The organism is Achromobacter mucicolens (genome assembly GCF_029866465.1).
Lineage (GTDB): Bacteria > Pseudomonadota > Gammaproteobacteria > Burkholderiales > Burkholderiaceae_B > Achromobacter > Achromobacter mucicolens.
The window spans coordinates 4,271,984-4,296,873 of record NZ_CP123364.1; the positions used below are offsets into that span (position 1 = coordinate 4,271,984).

Annotated in this window: 21 protein-coding genes; 10 read left to right on the plus strand and 11 right to left on the minus strand. The window is 64.8% G+C overall.

Annotated elements, in window-relative coordinates; translation table 11 throughout:
* The first annotated feature begins 62 nt into the window (after nt 1-62).
* Both bioB and QEP15_RS19615 read left to right on the plus strand, forming a co-directional pair.
* Complete coding sequence (gene bioB / locus QEP15_RS19610) at nt 63-1,082, plus strand: biotin synthase BioB (RefSeq protein ID WP_280147892.1); 1,020 nt, start codon at nt 63-65, stop codon at nt 1,080-1,082.
* The gene (locus tag QEP15_RS19615; RefSeq protein ID WP_280148931.1) at nt 1,079-1,954 is read left to right on the plus strand and encodes an EamA family transporter; all 876 of its coding nucleotides are present in this window, start codon (nt 1,079-1,081) and stop codon (nt 1,952-1,954) included. The genes bioB and QEP15_RS19615 overlap by 4 nt, the downstream gene beginning before the upstream one ends.
* A gap of 7 nt (nt 1,955-1,961) precedes the next feature.
* Here QEP15_RS19615 and QEP15_RS19620 read toward each other — a convergent pair whose 3' ends face one another.
* Nucleotides 1,962-3,437, minus strand: a complete 1,476-nt coding sequence (locus QEP15_RS19620; protein WP_152382313.1) for an MFS transporter — start codon at nt 3,435-3,437, stop codon at nt 1,962-1,964.
* 86 nt (nt 3,438-3,523) lie between these two features.
* The gene (locus QEP15_RS19625) at nt 3,524-4,027 is read right to left on the minus strand and encodes a peroxiredoxin (protein ID WP_056326595.1); all 504 of its coding nucleotides are present in this window, start codon (nt 4,025-4,027) and stop codon (nt 3,524-3,526) included.
* Between the two features lie 251 nt (nt 4,028-4,278).
* Here QEP15_RS19625 and QEP15_RS19630 point away from each other — a divergent pair, with 251 nt between their 5' ends.
* A complete protein-coding gene (locus QEP15_RS19630) occupies nt 4,279-4,701 on the plus strand; it encodes a hypothetical protein (protein WP_280147893.1) in 423 nt (140 codons plus the stop codon).
* Between the two features lie 39 nt (nt 4,702-4,740).
* On the opposite strand, the gene QEP15_RS19635 is transcribed toward QEP15_RS19630, so the two are convergent.
* From QEP15_RS19635 to QEP15_RS19660, 6 genes are all read right to left on the minus strand, one after another.
* Nucleotides 4,741-5,721: a DUF6708 domain-containing protein gene (locus QEP15_RS19635; RefSeq protein WP_280147894.1), complete on the minus strand. Its 981-nt coding sequence runs from the start codon at nt 5,719-5,721 to the stop codon at nt 4,741-4,743.
* Nucleotides 5,722-5,818: 97 nt separating this feature from the next.
* Entirely contained in the window at nt 5,819-8,770 is a 2,952-nt protein-coding gene (locus tag QEP15_RS19640) for a toxin VasX (RefSeq protein ID WP_280147895.1), read from the minus strand.
* A 2-nt stretch (nt 8,771-8,772) separates the two neighbouring features.
* Nucleotides 8,773-9,660 carry a DUF4123 domain-containing protein gene (locus QEP15_RS19645; RefSeq protein ID WP_280147896.1) on the minus strand — a complete coding sequence of 296 codons (888 nt, stop codon included), beginning with the start codon at nt 9,658-9,660 and terminating at the stop codon, nt 8,773-8,775.
* Between the two features lies 1 nt (nt 9,661).
* On the minus strand, nt 9,662-11,788 hold the full coding sequence (locus QEP15_RS19650; protein WP_280147897.1) for a type VI secretion system Vgr family protein: 2,127 nt from the start codon (nt 11,786-11,788) through the stop codon (nt 9,662-9,664).
* Nucleotides 11,789-12,083: 295 nt separating this feature from the next.
* Nucleotides 12,084-12,962, minus strand: coding sequence for a dienelactone hydrolase family protein (locus QEP15_RS19655; RefSeq protein WP_152382315.1), 879 nt, complete (start codon nt 12,960-12,962; stop codon nt 12,084-12,086).
* A 69-nt stretch (nt 12,963-13,031) separates the two neighbouring features.
* Complete coding sequence (locus QEP15_RS19660; protein ID WP_217618342.1) at nt 13,032-16,646, minus strand: DUF748 domain-containing protein; 3,615 nt, start codon at nt 16,644-16,646, stop codon at nt 13,032-13,034.
* A 166-nt stretch (nt 16,647-16,812) separates the two neighbouring features.
* Here QEP15_RS19660 and moaC point away from each other — a divergent pair, with 166 nt between their 5' ends.
* From moaC to QEP15_RS19685, 5 genes are read left to right on the plus strand one after another with little or no spacing between them, the layout of a single operon-like run.
* Nucleotides 16,813-17,301 (plus strand): cyclic pyranopterin monophosphate synthase MoaC, encoded by a 489-nt coding sequence (moaC, locus tag QEP15_RS19665; protein ID WP_056326583.1) that lies wholly within the window; start codon nt 16,813-16,815, stop codon nt 17,299-17,301.
* Entirely contained in the window at nt 17,282-17,533 is a 252-nt protein-coding gene (locus QEP15_RS19670) for a MoaD/ThiS family protein (RefSeq protein WP_056326580.1), read from the plus strand. Before moaC ends, QEP15_RS19670 begins: the two co-directional genes overlap by 20 nt.
* 4 nt (nt 17,534-17,537) lie before the next feature.
* Nucleotides 17,538-18,020 (plus strand): molybdenum cofactor biosynthesis protein MoaE, encoded by a 483-nt coding sequence (locus QEP15_RS19675; protein ID WP_280021103.1) that lies wholly within the window; start codon nt 17,538-17,540, stop codon nt 18,018-18,020.
* Entirely contained in the window at nt 18,017-18,538 is a 522-nt protein-coding gene (gene moaB, locus QEP15_RS19680) for a molybdenum cofactor biosynthesis protein B (protein ID WP_280147898.1), read from the plus strand. Before QEP15_RS19675 ends, moaB begins: the two co-directional genes overlap by 4 nt.
* A gap of 3 nt (nt 18,539-18,541) precedes the next feature.
* Entirely contained in the window at nt 18,542-19,747 is a 1,206-nt protein-coding gene (locus QEP15_RS19685; RefSeq protein ID WP_280147899.1) for a molybdopterin molybdotransferase MoeA, read from the plus strand.
* On the opposite strand, the gene mobA is transcribed toward QEP15_RS19685, so the two are convergent.
* The 3 genes from mobA to QEP15_RS19700 are packed head-to-tail and all read right to left on the minus strand — an operon-like array spanning nt 19,732 to nt 22,586.
* A complete protein-coding gene (gene mobA / locus QEP15_RS19690) occupies nt 19,732-20,310 on the minus strand; it encodes a molybdenum cofactor guanylyltransferase MobA (RefSeq protein ID WP_280148932.1) in 579 nt (192 codons plus the stop codon). The genes QEP15_RS19685 and mobA overlap by 16 nt on opposite strands.
* Nucleotides 20,311-20,365: 55 nt before the next feature.
* Entirely contained in the window at nt 20,366-21,469 is a 1,104-nt protein-coding gene (gene moaA, locus QEP15_RS19695) for a GTP 3',8-cyclase MoaA (protein ID WP_280147900.1), read from the minus strand.
* A gap of 7 nt (nt 21,470-21,476) precedes the next feature.
* Nucleotides 21,477-22,586, minus strand: coding sequence for a substrate-binding domain-containing protein (locus tag QEP15_RS19700; RefSeq protein WP_062838739.1), 1,110 nt, complete (start codon nt 22,584-22,586; stop codon nt 21,477-21,479).
* Nucleotides 22,587-22,744: 158 nt separating this feature from the next.
* Here QEP15_RS19700 and QEP15_RS19705 point away from each other — a divergent pair, with 158 nt between their 5' ends.
* Together QEP15_RS19705 and QEP15_RS19710 are read left to right on the plus strand one after the other, a co-directional pair.
* Entirely contained in the window at nt 22,745-23,302 is a 558-nt protein-coding gene (locus QEP15_RS19705) for a formate dehydrogenase subunit gamma (protein ID WP_152382321.1), read from the plus strand.
* The gene (locus tag QEP15_RS19710) at nt 23,299-24,879 is read left to right on the plus strand and encodes a formate dehydrogenase beta subunit (RefSeq protein WP_280147901.1); all 1,581 of its coding nucleotides are present in this window, start codon (nt 23,299-23,301) and stop codon (nt 24,877-24,879) included. The genes QEP15_RS19705 and QEP15_RS19710 overlap by 4 nt, the downstream gene beginning before the upstream one ends.
* The last annotated feature ends 11 nt before the right edge of the window (nt 24,880-24,890 follow it).

Consider the following 24,890-nt stretch of genomic DNA (forward strand, 5'->3'; position numbering starts at 1 on the left):
CCAGCCCCTGGCCCACTGGCCACCGGGGCGAGATCCGGCCACGAACGAAGGAGCCCCCGATCATGCAGACTGCGACCATTCCCGTTCCAACGGTGCCCAAACGCCCTCCCGCCTCGGCATGGAGCACCGACGCCATCATGGCGCTCTACGAGCTGCCGTTCATGGATTTGATGCACCGGGCGCAGCAGACGCACCGCGCCCATTTCGATCCGAACGTCATCCAGCTGTCCAGCCTGCTGTCGATCAAGACCGGCGGCTGTCCCGAGGATTGCGCGTATTGCCCTCAGTCCTCGCACTACGACACCGGCGTGGACGCCGACAAGCTGATGCCCCTTGAGGACGTGGTCGCCGCGGCGCGCGCGGCGCAGGCGGGCGGCGCGCAGCGGTTCTGCATGGGTGCCGCGTGGCGCAGTCCCAAGCCGCATCACCTGGATGCCGTGGCCGAGATGGTCAGCGCCGTCAAGGCGCTGGGCCTGGAGACCTGCGTGACGTTGGGCATGCTGAAAGACGGTCAGGCCGAGCAACTGAAGGACGCCGGTCTGGACTACTACAACCACAACCTGGATACCTCGCCGGCGTTCTACGGCAAGATCATCTCCACGCGCACCTACCAGGACCGCCTGGACACGCTGGACCGCGTTCGAGACGCCGGCATCAGCGTATGCTGCGGCGGCATCGTCGGCATGGGCGAATCGCGCCGCGAGCGCGCCGGCCTGATCGCCCAGCTCGCCAGCATGGAGCCCTACCCCGAGTCCGTGCCGATCAATAACCTGGTTCAGGTCGAAGGCACGCCGCTGGCCGCCGTAGAGGCGCTGGATCCGTTCGAGTTCGTACGCACCATCGCGGTGGCGCGCATTTCAATGCCGCGCGCCGCAGTGCGCCTGTCGGCCGGACGCGAGGCCATGGACGATGCGCTGCAGGCGCTGTGTTTTCTGGCGGGCGCCAATTCCATGTTCTACGGCGACGCGCTGCTGACCACCGCCAACCCGCAGATGGCCGCGGATCAGCGCCTGCTCGATCGCTTGGGCATGCGGGTCGACGCGGACGCGCACGCCCACCACGAGGGGCCGGCATGCCCCTGACCCCAGGCCTTCTCTATCTCGCGGCCAGCGTCGCCTGCAGCGTCACGGTGGCCGTCATGCTGAAACTGGCGCGGCGTTGGCAGGTGGACGTGCGCCAGGCGATCGCCATGAACTACGCCGTGGCCGCCCTGCTCTGCTGGCTGGTGCTGCGCCCCGACCCGGCGCGCCTGCTGGCGCCGCAAACGCCGTGGCTGGTGCTGGCGGCGCTGGGCGTGCTGTTGCCCAGTGTCTTTCTGGCGATGGCCGCGGCGCTGCGGCATGCGGGCATCGTGCGCAGCGATGCCGCGCAGCGCCTGTCGCTCTTCATTCCGCTGCTGGCCGCGTTCGTGCTGTTTGGCGAGCCAGTCACGGGCCGCAAGCTGGCCGCGATCCTGCTGGCGTTCACCGCCCTCTTCTGCCTGTTGCGCCAGCCGCCGCGCATCCGCCTGTCCGAGGGCACGGCTGCGGGCGACAACCGCGCCATGTGGCTCTGGCCGCTGGTGGTGTGGGCGGGCTATGGCGTGATCGACATCCTGTTCAAGCAGGTTGCACGCACCGGCACCGCGTTTGCGGGCGGCCTGCTGCTCGCCTTCCTGATGGCGGGCGCGCTGATGCTGGCGTATCTGCTGTGGCGCCGCGTGCGCTGGCAGGCGCGGCATCTGGCCGCGGGCGTGGCATTGGGGATGGCCAACTTCGGCAACATCCTGACCTACGTGCGCGCACACCAGTCCCTGCCCGAGCATCCCGCGCTGGTGTTCGCGTCCATGAACATGGGGGTGATCACGCTGGGCACCCTGGTGGGCGCCCTGGCGTTTCGTGAACCGCTCACGCGTCTGAACCTGCTGGGCATCGCGCTGGCGCTGTCCGCCATCGTGCTGATGACGCCCTGGTAGGCGGGATTCAGGTGCCCGTGCGCCGCTGGCGTTCGGGCTCGGCCTCAGGGGTGACATCCGGGGCGGAATCTACTGCCGAATCCTGCCCGGCATTCGCCCCGGCGTCCGGTCCCGCCACCGGATCTGCAAAGGCGCCCATTGGCGCGTCGGCAGCAAGGGGGTCGGCTGGGGCGGGTTCCGCCGCGGCCTCGGGCGGCGCCGGCGCCGCGGACGGATCGGGCTGCACCATTTCCATGGCGATGTCGTTCTCGGGGTCCACCCGCGGATCCAGCACCGCCGCCGCCGGCGAGCTTTGCAGCGTATCGGGCATCGGCACGAAATGCGTCGGCGCCTCGTCGACCTGGTGCGCGCCCGTGACGCGCGTTGGCCGCACCTGCCAGACCAGAATCACGGCGCACGCCGAGATGAACACGTAATACATGGCGGGGCCGCCCAGCGACATCATCCAGCCGGCGATCATGGGCCCGACGCAGGCGCCCAGGCCGTACGTCATGAGCAGCACCGCCGACAGGCTGACGCGGCGCTCGGACTCCACGTGGTCGTTGGCAAACGCCGCGCCCAGCGGATACAGCGTGAACTGCAGGATCCCGAAGATGCAGGACATGGCGACCAGCGCCCAGAACGGCAACGCGATCCAGCCCCACATGACGGCGGGCAGCAGGACCAGCAGCAAGGCGTTGAACCGGATGAGACCGGCGCGATTGATGCGGTCGGACAGCCAGCCCATCGGCCATTGCGACAAGAGGCCCGCCGTGACGGCGGCGGCAACGAAGATGGCGGCCTGCGAGGTGGACAGGCCGTTCTTGGCGCCGTAGACCGCCGCCAAGCCATAGAACGCGCCGGACAGGTTGCCCGCCACGAAAAGGACAGTCATGGACAGCGGCACGCGCCGCATGAAGAACCGCACGTCCAGCGGCGCAGGCAGCGGCGTGGGCGGGTGCGAGCGCGCCGTGACCGCGAGCGGCACCAGGCACAGCACCAGGCACATCGCAACCAGGGTGAGCGGACGCAGATCGAGCGTGGCGTAGGCGGTGAGCGCCAATTGGCCGAGCACGGTGCCCAGGCCGGAAACGACCATATACACGGAGAACACGCGGCCGCGCTGGTGGTTTTCGGTCTGCTCATTGAGCCAGCTCTCGATCACCATGAACTCGGTCACCATCACGATGCCTGAGATGACACGGAACACCAGCCACAGCGGCATGGAATCGACCAGCGTCTGCGCCAGGATCATGCTGGTGGCGATGGCGGCACAGGCAACGAAGGCGCGGATATGACCGACGCGGATGATGAGCTTGTGTCCCAGCCGCGCGCCGCAGACAAGACCCAGGTAGTAGCCGGCGATCAAGGTGCCGATCCACACTTCGCTGACGGACTGCGCAGTCAGGCGCAGGCCCATGTAGGTATTGAACAGACCCGTGCCGATGAGCATCAGCAAGGTCGCGAAATAGAGCGACGAGAACGATGAGATCGTGGAGAGCATGGCGTGGACAACCGCTGCTGGCTTTCAGCGCCGCGGGCCGCCGGGGCGGCCCGCAACACTGGCGGTAAAACAGGAACCTGCGGGGATCAGGCTTGCGAGAGCATGGTGGCCGCGTCGCTGACTTCAAACTTGCCAGGCGCTTCCACGTTCAGTTGCTTCACGACGCCGTCGACGATCAGGGCGGAGTAGCGCTGCGAGCGCACGCCCATGCCGCGCTGGACCAGGTCCAGTTCGAGGCCGAGTTCCTTGGTCCACAGCGCGGAGCCGTCGGCCAGCATGCGGACCTTGCCATCGGTCTTCTGTTCGCGGCCCCAGGCGCCCATGACGAAGGCGTCGTTGACGGACACGCACCAGATTTCATCGATGCCCTTGGCCTTGAGGGCGGCGGCCTGTTCGACGTAGCCCGGCAGGTGCTTGGCCGAGCAGGTGGGCGTGAAGGCGCCCGGCACGGCAAACAGCGCAATGGTCTTGCCGCGGGTCAGGTCGGCGACCTGAAACGCGTTGGGGCCGAGCGAGCAGCCGGCGGTTTCGGTTTCGATGAATTCGGTCAACGTGCCATCGGGCACGCGGTCGCCGACTTTGATCGTCATGTAGATCTCCAGGATGAAAGGGGGCAATGCATTGAGGCAGGATCGCCTCACAGCCCCCATCATAGTTCGTGCGCGGCCGGCTTGCTGCCTTTGGCCTAAGCACGAAAAGAAGATGAACAGTTCGAAACGACTCCACACGGCAGCTTCACGGAGAGGAAACGCGCGCTTGCCATAATGCCGTGGTAAAGACATCGCCCGCCGCGGTCGTGAGAGGCACCGCGCCGCGAAGCGGGCCTTACAGGGAGATTTCGATGCGCAGATTCCTGACCGCCCTGACCTTGAGCCTGGCGGCCGCCGCCCCCGTGATGGCGGCCCCCGACGCCGCCGAGCAGGCCCAATACGATTCGTTTGTCGTGGCCGCCGGCGCGTCAAACGGCGCCGCGCGCGCGTGCGGCGCGTCCGAACCCGACCTGGCGCAGCACCAGGACACGGCGCGCAAGAATCTCACGCGCTATGCCGAGGAGTATGGGTTTGCCGCCAGCGGGTATGACGCCGAGTTTGCCAAGGGGCAGGCCGAAGGCAAGACAATGATGGAAGACATGAAGCGGTCCGGCGTCGATGGCTGCCGGGGCGTGCTGGGCGGGTTTCAGAGCGAACGGGTAATGAAGTACGAAGATATGAAGCGCGCGCTGGCAGAGGTCAGCGACGGGCTGCCGGGGGAGAAGGCGCGCTAACGAGTGAATGACGGTGTCCGGAAGGAGGCTCTGCAAGCCTCAGTCTCCTCGGCCGTCCCAAGCGCCCTCGCACGCCTCGATCAGCCCCTGTGGCCACTTCCGGCGAGGCAGAACGCGGTCAAGTGCGTAGTAGAGCAAGTCTCCGATGATCGCAACGGGCGCCAGCGGCAATGCGACAAAAAGAAAAAAGGGCACGGCAACCGGATACCACCAGATCTTCACGCGCAGCATCTTCAGCGGGTTGAAATGCCGGAACGCGTCAAGGGGCCGCTGCAGCCGATACTCCAGATGCGGAGCCGCAGCGGGAACGGAGGCCGCGCCCTCCCGCATGAACAGTCGGATGTACTCCCAGATCATTGCAGCACCGTAAATACCTCGCTTCGACATGGCTGCCGGCGCGTCCTGGGTACCCATGATGACAGTGCGCAGTTGCTTTCCGTCGAACCCCCAACGAGGAAAAACCAAACAGAGGATTCCCTCATTGATGGGAACTCCGCCGGCTGAAGCGGTAGTGACGTCCTTAATGTAGACCTCGATCTTGCTCCAATCCTCAGAAACGACTTTTCCCTCATGAAAAAAACTGACAGCTTTTGTTTTTCGGTTAAATACGATGGGTAGCTGGCGGCGCCACGGGACAAAGATCCAGGAACACGCAATAAACACAAATAGACTTACGCCGAATGGTATATACGAATAATGCAAGTAAAACTCGAAAAAATTACTTGCAAACCCCGTTTGTGACAACGACTTTTTATAAACTGCAAACTCATACAAAGAAAATATCGCCCAAAAAAAAACCGCGAGAAGGACCGCCCACCAACTCATGCTTCCTCGTCCACCATAAAGGGAACCAGAAGCTGTCCGCATAAACAGACAACATTCCGTCATTTTCATGAAATTTTTATCCGCCGCAGGGGCGACGCCCAGAGGCGGGTCATCAATTCGCAGCGCGTCCACGCGGTTGTATAACCAGCTTTTTTCCGTCTTCGGCACGGTGCGCCGCTTCCGTTCACTTGTCATTTGAATGCTCCGTGGAAACCACCTGACCGTCGGATCAATGCTCGCAAACAAGAAACCTCATCCTTTGCACGCGCATTGATCCAACATCTCATTTCTCTCACTTCGATCGGTAGTACCAAGGCACATCCTCTTTGGCAAAGGAATACATGGCAGTCAAAGGTTCGCCCAATAATTTCGGTACATATTTGGCGGTCAGTGACAAACCAAAGTCGATATCGTTTTGCAGGCCGGTAATAACGTAGGTGATCAGCGACCCGCCGGAAGCCAGTTGCTTCCGGCGCTCCTGCCTGATCTTCAAATCCGTCTCGGAGCCATCCGAAGCATTGGGAGACATCTCGCCCGTCACAGAAGCTGGTTGCATGGGCAGAATATCCCCCTCTAGTGGGTACGCAACTTCAACAACTAGCCGGGGCGAATAAGTCGTCGTTACCCCCACCGTGCCAACTGGGCTCACCAAAGTATCAAGTGCGAAAACTTTCCATTCGCTGTCGGACTTTTTGGGCGCATAGTTTATTTCGACATAGGCCTTGTTCTCTGCCGCGAGCGAGGCATAAGCGGCTCCAGATTCGCGTCCCAGCAATGCGCGCTTGCCGAATGTGCCGTCGTTCAGCCAAAACTCGAGAGCGGAATACCGGCTGTCGTCCCCTTTGAACAGCCACCAGAGACCCAATCCAAGAAGAATGACACCCGCCACAATCCAGCCCCAAACGGGAATGCCCATGACGGAACCGGCCAGTCCGATCCCCGTTGTCATTGCTCCGGCACCAGCATGTGTCAATGCAATTCCGCCGAAAAGCATTCCAGCTCCCGCCAGTGCATAGTAAGTAGCAGTGCTTGCATTTCCGATCTGATATTGCTTGTACGCTTTAAACCAATTGGTAATAGCATCAGCTAAAGCGCCTCCATAACCAAATATGCGCAATGCGCCTGCACTCGCCACCGCGCGAAGTGCGGAACTCAAAACCGATGCATTCTCAAACATGGCCGGTGCCAGCGCCCGCGTTGCTACCAACGCACCGTTCACTGCGCTCGCCGTACCGAGTGCGGCTGCAGCCAAGTTCGACACTGTCGCGATGTCGTCGAGGTCTGAGCTGATCCGAAAATTCTCAACAGCTTTCATGAGATTCCAGATGCTGAGCACTGCAACACCGCTTGCCGCCCCTCCTTCGAACACCTGCAAAAAGGGATTCGCATAACGGGTAAGCGGCGTCAAACGCTCCCATTCCAGAAGGACAATTTCATTGCCAGCACGTTGGGCAATCGATCCTTCAGCAGTGAACCCTCGAACACCCGGTACTTGTCCCAGCCTGGCGTAGCCCTCTTCGAGCGTCAGGCTGCGTCCGACGATTCGATCTTCGTAGCGTTCTTCGAGCAGGCCACGCAAATGCGCGGCGTCGGCCTCACTGCCTGTGCCTGCCAACCGATGAATAAGAGCATCCACATTATTTCGGACCGCGCCACGCCAATTCGGAGCACGGGTCAAGGTAAAAACCCCGACCTGTTCCATCAGATATTGAACGGCCACGAATCTAACGAGGCCGGCAAACGCCTTGCCGGCTGCCGTATCCACGAGCACGTCGGCCTTGTTCTCCACAAGCGTGTCCCCGAAGCCTTTGTCATGCCCAAGGTTCTCGAGGATTGGGTTTTCCTTCCATGGCAACGCCCACCATTCTCCGAACAACGCTCTTTCATGGTCCTTCTTGCCGACGGGCGTCGTCGCAGTGCCCCAGATCATGCCTTCGATGCAATGGCTGAAGGCCGTGGCATGGCTGGTTGAAGCCACTGGGTCGGTGAGGTCGTAGCGCAGAAAGGTTGCGCCAAAGTCCCCAGGTTTCGCACGCTGACGGTAGCCTTTCAACCAGACGCATCGGTCATTCTTATGGTCCAGCACGGCAATGTGCCGCTTTTCCAGCTCTCGCTCGAAATTCTTCAAATAGGCGACCCGCTCGTCTTCCTTCACATGCCTGGAATAGCGCTCGGCATTGAGCGCCAGAACTGCCATCCGCTGGCCTGCCGGGTCTTTGGGCATGGCTTCCAGCTGCGCTTTGGCGCTGGGGTACGAAGATGGACGATGCCTCGGCGGCTCGCGCTCCTGAACTGCAAGATTGTCTTCAAACCACTTGCGCTTGTACTCGTACTCGTAGACGTCGCGCTTCAAGGCCTTGTCGAGCTTCCCCTGACCCGCCTCAGTCTGCAGATCAATTCCCTTGCCGTTGGCATAGGCAGCCTCGTAGATCCGTCCAATCAACTGGGCGATGATCGTCTTGCGATAGCGCTGGATATCGTCGCCCTTGCTTGCGGCATCAGGCGCCGAGGTGTAAGTCTCGATATCCGTGCGAGATTCATGGAATATCCCACCCAGATCCTGCACCAAGGCAATGTTGTCATGCATGACGACAGCGATCTGCTTGGCGGACGCTACCGCTCTCATGCCCGTCACCAAGGACTGAGCAGAAGGAGTCGACTGTTTGATGCGCCAGGGCGAAAAGCTGAGGTCGGAGCCCTTGAACTCCTCCACCAGCTCGCCCAACCGACTTGCCGGAAAGGTATGTCTGGCTGGCGCGCTTTCCGTCCAAGCCTTCATGTCAACGGTCGTTGCCAACTTTGCCCGGATGCCGTCCAAGTCCGATTCGATTTCGCGGATTTTTCGCTCGGTAAGCAACGTGTCCGTCAATAAAAGGTGGACCACTGAACGCTCATTCGCCCAGATGTGGGGCAGAGAGCGTCCCGGTTTGTAGCCTCCGAGCGCCGCTTCCAGTGAGCGATGTCTGGACAGAAGCTCGATGAATTGACCGGTCTCTTCGTTAACCCGCCAGACGAATACCGTCCCTTCGGTCTCATCGAACAGATAGACGAATCCCTCGCCCACGCAACGCAATCCATACTGCGCGTGGTCCAACGTCTGAAAGCCAGTTTCCAGGGACGGCGCATCATAGGCATAGTCGGCGCCACCCTTGGGCCGAGGATGGGCGGAATAGCGCAGCGGAAACAAGGGGATTCGGGCCTTGCAGCCTTCGTTGGCGCTGCGATGGCCAGTACTTGCTGCCATGATCAATGTCCTTCGGTCATCAGGTAATTCAATGCCCGTGCGGCGCGGGCGCCCGGTGTCATCGCGGGGTCCTCAAGAAACTCAATCACCTTGGCCGCGCATCGGCGGTAAGCGGGGTGACGGAAGGCATCCAGGGCGGAATCAAGATGAGAGAACTCCTTGAACCCCCAGCTATTGAGCTGCTCCATCCACACCCGGGTTTGCTGACGCGGGTCGTCGCGAAAGCTGTGAGGGGCCTGCCGGGTGATCGCGATGTGCTTGAGAAGGTGCTGGTCAGTCAACCCCGCATCGATGGCGCTCATTTCTGCGTGGTTGAATTGGAAGCCGCCTTGCACCGGGTGCGGACCATCCGGTTGGCGATAGCGCCACCACTGATGCGCTGGCCCGAGGCTTTCCCGCCAGATCAGTTCCTGAATGGGCCCCAGCAGCGCAGCGGCCCGGAAAGGCGCAAGGGCTCGCAGCACGCTCGCAAGCGCGGTTGTTTCCTGAATCCGGAAGCGAGCCTTGTTGCCATTGGGCATCAGCACGAACAGGACCGCTCGCAACTGGGCTATTACCTCGTCGATCGAGCGGGAGGACGCGAGAAAGACCGCCCCACCGGTTGACGCCCAGGGGTCGATGAAAAATCCCGACAGACGCGAATCGGATTGGTACTGCACCAGCACCGGCCCGTCCGCGTGATGGTTGTCGTACTCGGTGTCGCCCCAAACCCACCGCAGGGAAGTGGCATAGTCGACTTTGCGCACGAAGTCACCGATGGCGGCGCGCTCCGGCGAGTCCGGTTGGCGCACCAGCCACTCGTCAAGTATTTCGGTTTCGAGCAGCAAAAACGTCGCCAGCGAAGGCGGATGCAATTGGGGCTGCGTCATCTGATCCAGGGCGATCAACATATCAACGCTCGTGGAAGTTGCCGCACGGACAGTCCGACCGCGGACAACTGCCGTCGCTGCGCTTCCTGCACAGCACGTCGAATGGCAGGCCCGGAGCGGGAACCCCCACAGGGGCCGAGACCGGGCTCGCACTGCCGCTCTGTTGGCGCATCGGTCCCTTCACCTGAATCGCGAGTCCCTCGAGCGTGATGCCTGATCCGTCGATTCGAATGGTTCCTCCGGGGCCTTTAAGAGATAGGTTTTCCCCCGCATGGATCTCATAGACCTTGGTGCGCTGCCGAATCGCCTGCCCCGCCTGCAGTTCCGCGTGCCCCTCCACCGTCTGTTCCTGGTGTCCGCCGATACTCACGCGATGATTTGCCGCAGTCTTGTCGCGGCGGTTGTTGCCGACCTCTTCGGTGCGGTCCTTGGCGGTGTAGATCGTGTGGTTGCGCCCCACCGTCAGGAAGTCGTCCTGGCCGATTTCATGCCGCCGATCCAGGCCGATATTCACCTGTTCGTCATTACCCACGGTTTCCTTGCGGTCGTGGCCGATGGTGATGGATTCGTCGTGTTCCACTTGTTCGCCGCGGTCGTGGCCCACGAAGGTGGTTTCGTTGTGGTTGACGTGGATGTTCTGGTCCTTCTGCGCGTGGACGTAGATTTCTTCCTGGTCCTTTTCGTCTTCGAATCGCAGTTCGTTGTACCCCTCGCCCTTGTGCGTGTTGCTTTTGATCGTCATCCGCGTCTTGTGGCGCGGCAGTTCGTAGGGGGGCAATTGCAGGCGGTTGTATGCCCGGCCTGTGATCACGGGCTGGTCTGGGTCGCCGTCGAAATGGGAAACGATGACCTCCTGGCCGATCCTTGGGATGGTCATGTGGCCCCATGTGGCGCCGGCGATGTCTTGCGAAACACGGATCCAGCAGGAGCTGTGTTCGTCCTGTCTGCCTTCACGGTCCCAGGGGAACTGGACCTTCACCCGCCCGTACGCGTCGGTGAAGATTTCTTCGTTGGGCGGTCCGACCACGACAGCGTTCTGCGGTCCGTCGATGCGGGGTCTTGGCAACGGCTCGGCGCGCCACTCGGCATCGTCTGGCACCAGTTCGGCCTCGTAGGCGTAATGCGTACCCGACTGCGCCTGCGCGCTGTCCTCGGCCTGGCTCGCGTGCTGCGTACCGCGGTGAACGATGCGGACCGGGCGCCAGCCGCGGTTCATGTCTTCCCGCGGGTGGCCGGCCAGCGTGAAGGAGATGCCCGGCTGCAATCGCGGATCATCGCCTTCGGCCAAGGCAACGCGCGCATCGCGGCGATGCCCGCGCAGGCGGTTATCGGCGAAGGGCTTGCCGGCCTCGTCAAACTTGGCGCGGGCAGGATAATCGTAGCGCTCATACCGGCGCCCCTGATGATCCAGATCCCGTCCGTAGCGGGTGTGCTCGTGGGTGTAGCGGGGATGGTGAAAGGTGTAGTCGCGCTGCGTCTGACGCGCAGTGCGCACGCTCTCGCCATAGGCAAAGCGGCGCAGCGCGGGTTGGGGCTGATCGCCACCGGGCGTGGGGTTGTACTGCACCGGCCGATCGCCCACGCGGCCATGAATAAACAGGCGATCGCTGTGGACGAGCTGGTGGCCCTCCGCGCTATGCCGGAAGGAATAGAAGAACCCTTCCTCGCGCATGATGCGCTCAATGAAGTGGTAGTCGGTGTCGCCGGCTTGCACGCAGTATTCGCGTGACTGGTGCTCGGTGGTGTTGCGCTGCTCGTAGACAAGCGTGAGCCCATGCGCCTTGAGCACGGAATCGGTGATCTGCGGGACGGTGAGTGACTGGAAAATACGCCAGTCGGAACTGAGCTTTAAGCGCGCAAGACGCGGCTCGACGACGGCTGAATAGCGTGTTCGGCGAAATCCCGTGTCGCCCTGGACGAAGGAGGAAACAGCGCCGTGCACGTAGCGCACGGGCGTGTCGCCATGCCAGATCGTGAGCAGCGAGGCACGGTCCAGAACGCTGCCGAAATCGATGGCGGCCTTCGCACTGGCCAGGTCCACCTCAAGTTTGAAGGTCTCGGACAAACCTTCTTCCAGCGAAAACCCGACGACATCAAAGGACTCGTCGCCGACAGCAAATGTGAAGCGCAGATTGGATTGGGTTGGCATGGCAAGCTCCGGAGCACCACGGGGCTGATGCAATCTCCGTGCCAGCTTGGCCGCATGTAGCAACTTTTTCTTTCTTATCAGACGCTTAGCGATCCCTTGCCGCGACGCCTGCCGCGCTCGAATCGCCCGAAACCGCGAAAGTGTTTTTTTCGGTGGCTTTTCAGGCCAACGGTGGCCCGACAGCGCTCAACCCCCTGAAAACAAACAAAGAAAATCGGGCCAACTTTGACCCAGGCAGGTCAAAGTTGGCCCGATCAGTTGGCCCGATCATCGAGCCTTCAGGAAGGTCGACGCCTTACAACCCGTTCTGCTTGAACCAATCCAGCATCCGCGTCCACGCCTGCTCCGCTTCTGCCTTGCGGTACGACGGGCGGTAGTCGGCGTGAAAGGCGTGGCCCGCTTCGGGGTAGATGTCGATGCGGGAGGCCTTGGCGGCGGCGGAGCCCTTGGCCAGTTCCACGCGCATGCGGTCGACGTCGGTTTGCGAGATGCCGGCGTCCTTGCCGCCGTAGGCGCCCAGGACCGGGGCCTTCAGGTCATTGACGATAGCCAGGGCCGACTTGGGTTTGAGTTCGGAGGGGTCGCCCGCCAGTTGGCCGTACCAGGCGGCGCCGGCCTTGAGTTTGGGGTTGTGGGCGGCGTAGAGCCAGACCTGGCGGCCGCCCCAGCAGAAGCCGACGATGCCCAAGCGGTCCGGGTTGCCGCCATGCGCCGCCGCCCAGGCGGCGGTGGCGTCCAGGTCGGCGGTGACCTGTTTATCCGGGACCTTGCTGACGACCTCGGCCTGCAGTTTGGGGATTTCGGTGTACTTGGACGGGTCGCCCTGGCGCACGTAGAGTTCCGGCGCGACGGCGAGGTAGCCCAGGTGCGCCAGGCGCCGGCAGACGTCCTGGATGTATTCGTGCACGCCGAAGATTTCCTGGACGACGAGGATCGTGGGCAGGTTCTTCTTGCCTTCCGGCGCGGCGCGGTAAGCGGGGATCTTGCCGTCGGAAGTGGGGATCTCGACCTTGCCGGCCACGAGGCCCTTGGCGTCCGTGGCGATGGCAGTCTGTGCCGCCACCGGGCCTGCCGCCAGCGAGAAACCCGCCGCCGCGGTGGTAGCGAGAAAGCCTCGGCGGTCCAGCCGCAAGGGCGGGAGCAGGCTGTCGAAGTGCGCGTCCTGGTCTTTCATCGAAAAATCTCCGGGTAAAAGACGGGCACGGCGGGACGCGCCTCGCGTCCCTGCCGGGGCCTGCCAAGTTCACTTCAGGGAGAAGTCCACGCGCGAGGGTTGCCCCTCGTCCTTGATGCCATCGGCGTCCAGCTGCGACGCGACGATGAACACGCGATCCGCGAGTCCTTCCTGGGCTTGCAACTTCTCATAAACCGCCTGCGCGCGGGCATCGGCCAATTGGCGCAGCTGATCCTCGCCGACGGGGGCCGCCGCGCGCAGCATCGCTTCCATCTGCGCGGCCGGAATGGATTTGGCCATGCCGATGAAATTGCGCGGCTTGTCCTTGAGGTCGGTGTCATCGTAGACGGCTTCGAGGTATTTGGCACGTTCCGTCCCGGAGACCTCAACGCCCTTGGGATCGGGCTTCTTGCCGCGCGGCGCGACGTCCGCGGCCTTGGCGGCGCGGATCTTGGCGTCGACCCAGGCCTGGCGCAGGCCTTCCGTGTCGGTCTTGGGATCGGCGCGGCCGCTGATGTCCAGCTTCAGGGCCGGACGGTCGGCAAGCGCCTTGGTAAGGGTCTCGATGCGCTGGAGCGAGTCTTCGGTCAGCACGGCGCTGCCCGGCGCGAATTCGACATAGGACAGCTCTTCGCCGCCGCCGAACGCGGACGCGAGCAGGCTGAAGGGCGAGGTCACCGCCTTGACCACCAGGTTCATCAGCACGCGCACGACGATGCCGCCGACCGAGAACTCGGGGTCGTCCAGCGAGCCGGAGATCGGCAGATTGATGTCGATGTTGCCGCGCGAGTCCTTCAGCAGCGCAACGGCCAGCAGCACGGGCAGTTTGGTGGCGTCCGGGCTGTTGGTCTTGTCGCCGAAGGTGAGCTGGTTGAGCACGACGTGATTGGTCGCCTGCAAGGCCCGGTTCTTGATCTTGTATTCCAGGTCGACCGACAGCTTGCCGCGTTTGATCGGATAGCCCACGTACTTGGCCGAATAGGTGTTGAAGCGCGGCAGGTCGACGCCCTTGGCCGAGGCCTTCAGGTCCAGCGTCAGGTACTTGGCGAAAGGCTGCACGATGCCGCTGATCGAGAGCGGCGCGGTCGTGTAGACGCGGCCCGTGACCTTGACCTTGGCGGGCTGGGGATTGGTGGACGAAACGGCGGTGATGTCGCCCTCGATGCTGGACAGTTCAGCGACGTAGTTCGGCTTGACGAAACGGTCGGTGAAGGTCATGCGGCCGCGGGTCAGCGTGACGCTGTTGACCGAAATGTCCGGCATGGCGGCCGCGCCGCTGCCCTTGGCCGGCGCAGTGGCCGCGGGCGGCGCGGGCGGCGGGGCCGGGGGCTCGGCGCTGCGGCCGGGTGTCTGGGTGTCTTGCGTGATCGAGCCGCCGGCCTGCCCGGGCGCGGCCACCAGATCCATGACGTTGAGCCGGCCCTGCGCGTTGAGCAGGATGCGGCCGTAGAAATCTTCAAGGGCGATATCGCCCAACCGCGCGCCGATCTTGTCGCCCGCCACGGAGATGTCCATGCCGGTAAAGCCCAGGCGCTTCCAGTTCAGGAAGTCGTCCTTGTTGACGCGGTCCTGCAGGTCCAGGTCGGTGATGTCGACGCCGCCCTTCCAGCCGGCCTTCATCGGCGCATTGCCGGCGGCGGCGGTGAATTCGGCGTTGCCCTTGGCGCTTAGCGTGACGGCGCGGACGGTGGCGTTCAGGCTGGAGGCGAAGTACGGCGCGAAGCTGGCGACGTTCAGGTTGGACAGGTCGACCGCGGTCTTGAGCGTGAGCGGCTGCGGCGTGAAGACCCCTTTGAGGTCCAGCTTGCCGTCGCCCTGGACGCCGGCTGCGGCCACCGTGAAGTTGCTGGGGCCCGGTCCCAGGGCTAGACGGTCGGCCGTGATGCGAAGGGACTGCATGGCGATGTCCAGCACCGGCTTGAGCGATTCGTCGCGGGCCTTGAACTGCGTCAGGTCGGCCTGCACGGCGGTGGCGGACGCATCGATCGCACCGCCCTTCTCGCGCACGTGCAGTTGCGCGGTGGCGCCCAGCCGGCCGTCGAGCAGGGTGATGGGCGCGGCGGAGCGCACGGCCGGCGCCAAGGGCGCCAGCGCGATGTTGCCCAGACGCACGTTCATGTCGAGCGACAGCGGCTTGATGACCAGCGGCCCCTTGGCGCGCAGCCAGCCGCCGTCGGTGCTGTTGTCCATGGTCAGCCACAGGTTGATGGGCTGGTCCGGCGGCTGCGGCAGCGCCACGCCTTCGACGGTGGCGGCCAGGCCGGTCATCACATAGTCCAGCTTGCTGACCGCATCGGTGACGTAGACCTCGCCTTCATGCAGGTTGAAGGCGTCGAGCACGACCTTCCATTCGGCGGGCGCGGGGGCCGGCGTGGCGGGCGCGGGGGCCGGCGTGGCGGGCGCTTGACCGGCGGGCGCCGTGGCTGCTTGGTCTGGGCGCGGTGCCGGAGCTTGAGCGGCCGGCGCGGCGGGCGCGTGACCGGCCGGCGCAGGAACCGGCGCAGGCGCGCCGGCCGCGCCCGGCGCAACCTGCGGCCCGCTTGGGGAAAGCGGCTTCAGGCCGCTGGCCTTGCGCATCTCGTCCCGCACGGGCGTGGCCGTCGGTTCCACGCCGCCCAGCGCCTTCAATCCCGCGACGACGTCCTGCCAGTTCAGGTGTTCGTTGGCGTGACGACGCACATGGATTTGCGGCGCCCAGAGGCCGACCTCGCCGATATACACCTGCCGCGCAATCGGCTCCAGTTCCAGCCGGCTGACGGTCAATGCGCTCCAGGCGGCCAGATTGCCGCCGGACGGGTCGCGCACGTCCAGGCGGCGCAACCCCAGGTCGCCGACGATGCGGATCTTGGGCGGCGCGTCCTTGGGCTGCTCGAAGACGACCTGCAGATTCGAGTCGAGCAGCGCGCGCTCGACCTTGAAGGGAAGCGGCATGGGCCAGACGTCGGCCCACTTCTCGAGCTGCAGGCCGTCGAAGGCCACGCGCAGCGTGGACGAGGGGACCACATCGAACGGCCGCGCCACGCCGGTCAGGTCGAAAGGGCTGCCGTTGATGCGCAGGTGCAGGCGCGGCTGCACGTCGATATCGGTGGCGTAGCCGAAGGTCGAGATGAACGGCACCCCGATGGTGAACTCGTCCACGACCTGCTTGCGGCCGGTGACCTTGTCGTCCAGCGTGATGGCGCCGTCCTCGATCACCATGTTGTTGAGCGAAAAGCGCGGCAATCCTTCGTCCGGCTTGGGCGGCTCTTGGGGCTTGGCGGCGGCCAATTCGGCCACGCGTTGTTCTATGTCAGAGAAATTGAAGCGCAGGACGTCTTCGCGGACGATGGCGATGTTAGGCTGCCGAAGCGTCAGACGGTCGACCACCGGCGCGAACCAGAACAGCGATGTCCACGACGCGCTGGCATCCAGTTCAGCCAAGGTCAACAGCGGCGTCTGCGAGCCAGGCTGCGCCACGGTCAGGTCTTGCGCGCGGACGGTCAGCGTGAACGGATTGAAGGTGATCTTGCCGACGGAAACGTCGCGCCCGATCATCTTTGCGACGTCATCGGTCAGCACGCCGTGCAGCACTTTCGGCACCTGCCACGCTGCCACGCCAAACAGAATCAGCACGAACGCCACAATACCCAGGAGAATCTTGCCGGCGCGTCGGGTGAACCGTAGCTTGGGCATCCGCACGGGCATTGAAAGTCTCCTGATACACATTGAAGGCGATCCAACCTTCCTCTGACTGCTGGCGCGATTATCGCGCCCCCTTAACTGCTCGTCTATCATAGGCGGAACAGCGGACCCCGCCGGCCAGCCCGGCCCCGCTCTTTTCATTCATTAACAATTCTTGATCCCGATTTCCATGTCCGAGACCACCCCCACCTTGAGTCACCTGGACGAAGCCGGCCAGGTCCGCATGGTCGACGTCATCGCCAAGACGGACACCGAGCGCGTGGCGGTTGCCGCCGGCAGCATCCGCATGAACGCCGTCGCCTATGGCCTCTTGACCCAACCCGGCCAGGGCAAGGGAGAGGTGCTCAACACGGCGCGCGTGGCCGCGATCCTGGCCGCCAAGCGCTGCGCCGACATGATCCCCCTGTGCCACAGCCTGCCGCTCGCGTTCGTCGGCGTGGAATTCGCCTTGAACGACGCCGAGCATCGCATCGACATCCTGGCCACCTGCCGCACCAGCTACAAGACGGGCGTCGAAATGGAAGCCATGATGGCGTGCAGCGTGGCCGCACTGACCATCTACGACATGTGCAAAGCTGCCGACAAAGGTATCGTGATCGAACAAGTTCGCCTCAAGTACAAGGCGGGAGGTAAAAGCGGTGAATGGCGCAACGATTAATCTTCTGTACTTCGCGCGCGTTGCCGAACTGGTCGGCAAGCGCACCGAAACCTGGCCCCTCGCGGGCGAATCCACCGGCGCGCAGTTGCTGGCCGCACTGGGCGAACGCTATCCCCAATTGGAACCGGCCACGCGCCTGAAGCTGGCCATCAACCAGACGCATGCCAAGCCCACCGCCCCGATCCGCGCGGGCGACGAGGTCGCGGTGTTCGAACCGGTCACCGGAGGCTGACGCCATGATCCGCGTCCAGGAAGCCGACTTCGACGGCGCGGCGCTGACCGCCGCGCTGCGGGAATCCGCCGGCCCCGGCGTGGGCGGCATCGTGACGTTCGTGGGTTACGTGCGCGACTACGCGCCCGATACCCCCACCGACACGCTTTTTCTCGAACACTATCCGGGCATGTGCGAGCGCGAGCTCGAAGACATCGCCGCCACGGCCCGCGCGCGCTGGAATCTGGCTGGCACGGTCATCGTGCACCGCGTCGGCGCGCTGCACCGCAACGCGCAGATCGTCTTCGTGGCGGCAGCCAGCGCCCATCGCGGCGACGCCTTCCGCGGCTGCGAATACATCATCGACGCGCTCAAGACGCGCGCGCCCTTCTGGAAGCGCGAGACCCTCGCCGGCGGCGACAGCTTCTGGGTGGAACAGCGCCAATCCGACCAGGACCGCACGGACGCCTGGGATGAAGACACTGCCGACAATAAGGAAAATCCATGAGCGAAGCCACCCCGGTCCCGCTGGGCTGCGGCGTACTGACCATCAGCGACACCCGCAGCGCAGGTGACGACACGTCCGGCAATCTGCTGGCGCACAGCCTGGCGCATGCCGGCCATCAGTGCGTGCGCCGCGACATCGTGCGCGACGACATCTACCAGATCCGCCGCGTCATCAGCGACTGGATCGCCGACCCCGAGGTGCAGGTCATCCTGACTACCGGCGGCACGGGCTTCTCGCATCGCGACCACACGCCGCAGGCCATCCTGCCGCTGCTGGATCGCGAGATTCCGGGTTTCGGCGAACTCTTCCGCCAGATTTCCTACACCGAGATCGGCAGCTCCACGATCCAGTCGCGCGCGTCTGCCGGGTCGGCCAACCAGACCCTGATCTTCTGCCTGCCGGGCTCGAACAACGCGTGCGAGACCGCCTGGACCAAGATTCTGCGCGAGCAGCTCGACAGCGGCCACGGCCCCTGCAATTTCGCCTCGCAATTTACGAAACGCGAACAAGAAGCCTGACCCATGCTGGATTTCGATCAAGCCCAGACCCTGCTGGCCAACGCCGCCGCCCCCCTTCAACGCACCGAGCACGTCGAACTGGCACAGGCCAGCGGCCGCGTTCTGGCCGCGCACCTTGACGCCACGGTGGACATTCCGCCGGCCGACAACAGCGCCATGGACGGCTATGCCCTGCGCCTGGCCGACTGGAACCCGCAAGCGCGCCTGCCGATTCAGCAGCGCTGCTACGCGGGCGACGTGCCCGAACCGCTCAAGCCAGGCCAGGCCATTCGTCTATTTACCGGCAGCGTGATACCGGCGGGCGCCGATGTGGTCGTCATGCAGGAAGACACCACCGAAGCCGACAACCACGTCCAGATTTCGCGCGAACCCCGGCTGGGCCAGCACATTCGCCGCCGCGGCGAAGACACGATGGCGGGCGCCGCGCTGCTGCCGGCGGGCACGCTGCTGCAGGCCGCGCACGTCGCGCTGCTGGCCTCGCAAGGCATGGCAACGATTCCCGTCTACGGTCAGCTTCGCGTCGGCATCTTGACCACGGGCGACGAGCTCGTCCTGCCGGGCCAGCCGCGCGCCACGGAACAGATCTACAACTCCAACGGGCCGATGCTGGCCGCGATGGTGCGCGGCATGGGCGCCCTGCCCGTTCACGTGCTGCACGCCCGCGATACCGAAGCCGATCTGCTGGACGCCTTCAAGACCCTGCTGGCCGATTGCGACCTCGTGCTGAGCGTGGGCGGTGTGTCGGTGGGCGAGCGTGACCTCGTCAAACCGGCGCTGGCCGCGCTGGGCGGCGAACTATCGCTGTGGAAGGTGCGCATGAAGCCCGGCAAGCCGGTGGCCCTGGCGCAGATCGACGGCAAGCCGGTGGTCAGCCTGCCTGGCAATCCGGTGTCGGCCTATGCCGTGTTCGCCACGCTGGTGACGCCGCTGATGCGCCGCATGCAGGGCCGCGAAGACATCTTCCCGCCGGTCAGCCAGTTGCCGCTGCGCACCGCGCAGCCGCGCCAGGACAGCCGCGAGGAATTCCTGCGGGTGCAATGCCGCGTGGCCGACGAAGGCGGCAGCGAACTCGTGCCGTACGGCCATCAGGGATCGGGCGTGATCAGCTCATTGCCCTGGTCCACCGGCTTGGCGCGCCTGCCGGCCGACGTGCTGGTGCAGGACAGGGACACGGTTTCGTATTACGACCTGCGTCACTGGCTGGCGTAGCGCTCGGCCAGTGCCAGGTCTTCTGGCGTATTGACGTTCATGAAGGCATGCGGCGGGCAATCGTCGAACACCGCTTCGACCGCGCCCGCCCTCGCCTGCCAGAGACCCACCTTGCGGTCGCCTGACCGCAGATATTCCCGCAGGTTCGGCAGCAACGACGTGCGCAGCGCCATGCAGGCCGAATGGCGCTGGCCGTTGGCTGCGGCATAGGCCAGCGGCGCATCGGCCGCGGCAGCCGCGGCGATCAGGCGCGCGGCCAGATCTTCCGGCAGGAAGGGCGTATCGCAGGGCACCACCACCAGCCACTGCGCGGCGGATTCGGGCGGCGCAGCAGCCGACGCCTGCAGCGTCTGCAGCGCCGTCGCAATACCCACCAGCGGACCCTGCCAGGCGCCCAGTTCGCGTTCGCCATCGGCAACGACGTCGCCATACTGCGCGTAACGTTCCGGGTGCCGGTTGGCGCTGATGATAAGGCGGCCGACCTGCGGCGCAAGCCGGCGCGCGATGTGCGCGACCATGGGTTCGCCGTGCAGCGCGACCAGTCCCTTGTCCTGATGATTCATGCGGGAACCCTGCCCGCCGGCGAGGATCAGGCCGGCAAGCCCGTCGCGTTGAAACTCAGCCACCGATGTAGCTCATCTCGATCTTGCGAGATGGGTCCGCCATGTTCTGGCCGCGCAGTTCGGAATAGTTGTCGCCGCGCGCCGACCAGATGCCCGCCAGGATGCGCGCCAGTTCCTCGTCCGTCGCGCCATCGCGTAGCGGCGCGCGCAGGTCGTGGCCTTCGTGGGCGAAGAGGCACAGGTAGAGCTTGCCTTCGGGCGACAGGCGCGCCCGCGTACAGCCGCCGCAGAAGGCGTGCGTAACGCTGGAGATGACGCCGATCTCGCCGCCGCCGTCCACGTAGCGCCAGCGTTCGGCCACACGGCCCATTTCGACCGATTCCACGGGTTCCAGCGGATGCACGGCGCCGATGCGGTCCAGCACTTCGCGCGATGGCACCACTTCGGCGAGATTCCAGCCGTTGCTGTTGCCCACGTCCATGTATTCGATGAAGCGCAGGACGTGGCCGCTGTGGCGGAAGCGTTCGGCCATGGGCAGGATCTGCCCGTCGTTCAGGCCCTTGCGCACCACCATGTTGACCTTGACGGGCGCCAGGCCCGCGTCCGCCGCGGCGTCGATGCCGCGCAGCACGTCGTCCGGCGTGAAGCCGCTGTCGCTCATGCCCTGGAACATGGCGGCGTCCAGCGCATCCAGGCTGACCGTCACGCGCGTGAGCCCGGCGCTTTTCAGCGCGGCGGCCTTGCGCGCGAGGACGCTGCCGTTGGTGGTAAGGGTGAGATCAAGCGGCCGGCCCTGCGGCGTGCGCAGTTCGGCCAGCATGCCGACCAGGTTTTCGATGTGCTTGCGCAGCAGCGGCTCGCCGCCGGTCAGGCGGATCTTTTCGACGCCCAACTGCGTGAAGATGCCGGCCAGCCGGCTGATTTCTTCGAACGACAGCAGCGCCGAATGCGGCATGAAGCTGTAGCTGCTGTCAAAGACCTCGCGCGGCATGCAATAGGTGCAGCGGAAGTTGCAGCGGTCAGTGACGGAAATGCGCAGGTCGCGCAGCGGACGCGCGCGCTGGTCCAGCGCGGGCTGCCCGTGCGGCGGAAGTTCGCCGGACGCGAGGGAAGCCCGTGGCGAACTCCGGTGATCGGCAAGGATTATCACTTTGCTCATTGGCACATCATATCCCGGCGGATCGCGGTGCGCGTTCTCGCGGAAAGGCCTCTTCCAGGGTCTGCAGCCGGCCGGTGTCGCGGGCGTCGTAGCCGACAAGCTGGCCCACGTAACCGACATAGTCCGGGCCGCGCATGATGGACAGCAGGTCCTGCATGGCCGGCGTGTCCAGCGACGCCTTGCGGATGGCAAAGAAATAGCGCTCGCGCACCAGCGGAATGAAGTCCAGCCCGAAGCGGCAGGCCGCCGTCTCCACGCCGACCCCTGTGTCCGCCATGCCGCTGGCAATGTGCGCCGCGATCGCCATGTGGGTGAATTCGTTGGTTTCGTAGCCCTGCACTTCGCCGATGGACACGCCGGCGCGCTGCAACATCAGGCCGACCAGATAACGCGTGCTGGAGCCGATCTGCCGGTTCACGAAGCGCACGTCGCTGCGGGCCAGGTCCGCCATGCCGCGGATCTGCTTGGGATTGCCGGCCGTGACGAACAACCCCGTATTGCGCACGGCCAGGTGGATGAGCATGTATTCGTCGGCGTTGAGCCACTGCGCATAGCGTTCCATGATGGGGGATTCGAAATCGCCCAGCGGCACCTGAAAGCCCGCGAGGTCGCATTCGTGCCGTTCCAGCGACGCCAGGGCCTCGATTGCCGTGCGATAACGCAGTTCCAGGCCGGGGGTGCGGTTGCCCATGTGCTGCATCAGGGATTCCACGGCAAAACCGTGGCTGGCGTGCAGGCGCAGGTGCGGGCCGCTTTCGGGCAGCAGGCGTTCAAGCTCTTCCTGCAATTCGGAGGCCATGCTGTCCAGCGTGGGCATCAGCCGCGCCTCGATGCGGCGGTTGGCCCATAGCAGCCGCTGCGCAAAGGGCGACAACTGCGTGCCCTGGCGGCGGTTGGTGATGAGCAGTTGCGTGCCGAAGATGGACTCGAAGCGCCGCAACACGCCCCACGCGTGCCGGTAGGACAGGCCGCAGGCGCGGCAGGCGCCCGCGATGTTGCCGGTGGCGTCGATGGCCGCCAGGAGCGCAAGCATGTCTTGCAACGGCACGGGCGTCGCCTCGTCGTCTCCGCCCAATGTCCATTGCGGCCGCAGGCCGATTCGGAACTTATATGTCATTTATTTCTTATTGAAGGCGTTCAAGTACCTCGTTAGAGTACACAAATAACGCGGCGGACGCGCGGTTTATATGTTTTTTTAAACATATTAATTGACCGTGATCCACCCGCCACATAAGCCCCCGTTGATGGGGTCACGCAACACAGGAGGAGACCGACGTGCACCTGCGCGAGGCAAAATCCGATCTGGCATCCAGCGGTGGCGCCCGGGGCGGCAAGCTGGCCCTGGACGCCGCTCAGGCATCCGCCACCCCGGCCATCGCGGCCACGGCCCGCATCCTTGCCCGGCTGAAAGACCAGCCCGGCCCGCTGCTGCCGGTGCTGCATGCGGTGCAGCACGAACTGGGCTGTATTCCGGCCGAGGCGGTGCAGACCATCGCCGAGGCCCTGAACCTCTCCCGCGCCGAAGTCCACGGCGTCATCACGTTCTACCCCCATTTCCGCACCGAGCCTGCCGCGCGCCACACGCTGGAGGTCTGCCGGGCCGAGGCCTGCCAATCCATGGGCGGCGAACGCCTGGCCGCCCATGCGCGCGCCGCGCTGGGCTGTGATTTCCACGCCAGCACCCCGGACGGCAACTTCACGCTGGAGCCCGTGTATTGCCTGGGCCTGTGCGCGCAGTCGCCCGCTGTCATGATCGACGGCCAGCCCCACGCCCGCGTTACCGAAGCCAAGCTGGACCGCCTGCTGGCCCGCACGCTGGAGGACACGCCATGAGCGCCCCCGTCGTCATCTACGTGCCGCGCGACGCCGCGGCGCTGGCCATGGACGCCGATACCGTTGCCCGCGACATCGAGCGCATGGCCGATCAGCGCGGCCTGTCCGTGCAGGTGGTGCGCAATGGTTCGCGCGGCCTGCTGTGGCTGGAACCCCTGGTTGAGATCGCCACGCCGCAAGGCCGCATCGCCTATGGGCCCGTGCAGCCTGAAGACGTGGCCTCGCTGTTCGACGCCGGCTGGCTGACGGGCGGCGAACACGCGTTGCGCCTGGGCCTGACCGAGGAAATCCCCTACCTCAAGCACCAGGAGCGCCTGACCTTCGCCCGCGTCGGCGTGATCGATCCGCTGTCCCTGCAGGACTACGCCGCGCATGGCGGGTTGCAAGGCTTGAAGCGCGCGCTGGCCATGGCGCCGGCGCAGATCGTCGACGAAATGGTGGAATCCGGCCTGCGCGGCCGCGGCGGCGCGGCGTTTCCCACCGGCATCAAATGGAAGACCGTGGCGGGCACGCCCGGCGACACCAAATACATTGTCTGCAACGCCGACGAAGGCGACTCGGGCACCTTTGCCGACCGCCTGCTGATGGAAGGCGACCCGTACGTCCTGATCGAAGGCATGACGATTGCAGGCCTGGCGGTTGGCGCGTCCTACGGCTACATCTACGTCCGCTCCGAATACCCCCACGCCATCGCCACGCTTGAAGCCGCGATCGCGCGTGCCCGCAGCGTCGGCTGGCTGGGCGACGACGTGCACGGCAGCGGCCGCCGCTTCGACCTGGAAGTGCGCAAGGGCGCGGGCGCCTACATCTGCGGCGAAGAAACCTCGCTGCTGGAAAGCCTGGAGGGCAAGCGCGGCGTGGTGCGCGCCAAGCCGCCGCTGCCCGCCATCTCGGGCCTGTTCGGCAAACCGACCGTCATCAACAACGTCATCTCGCTGGCCACCGTGCCGATCATCCTGGCCAAGGGCGCGGCGTATTACCGCGACTACGGCGTGGGCCGTTCGCACGGCACGCTGCCCTTCCAGCTGGCCGGCAATCTCAAGCAAGGCGGGCTGGTGGAGAAGGCCTTTGGGCTCAGCCTGCGCGACCTGCTCTACGAATTCGGCGGCGGCAGCGCGTCCGGCCGGCCGCTGCGCGCGGTGCAGGTGGGCGGACCGCTGGGCGCCTACCTGCCCGAATCGCAATGGGACGTGCCGCTGGACTACGAAGCCTACGTCCAGATCTCGGCCATGATCGGCCACGGCGGACTCGTCGCCTTCGACGACACCGTGGACATGGCGCGCATGGCGCGTTACGCCATGGAGTTCTGCGCCATCGAGTCCTGTGGCAAGTGCACGCCGTGCCGCATCGGCTCCACGCGCGGCATGGAAACCATCGACAAGATCGCGGCCGGCAGCCAGAGCCGCGAACAGCGCGAACAGCATGTGCATCTGCTGCGCGACCTGTGCGACACGATGCTTGGCGGTTCGCTGTGCGCGCTGGGGGGCATGGCGCCCTACCCGGTGCTGTCCGCGCTGAACCATTTTCCGCAGGACTTCGGCATCGAGTCCTCCCAGTCTGCCGCCCACGCGGCCTGAACCCGAGACCG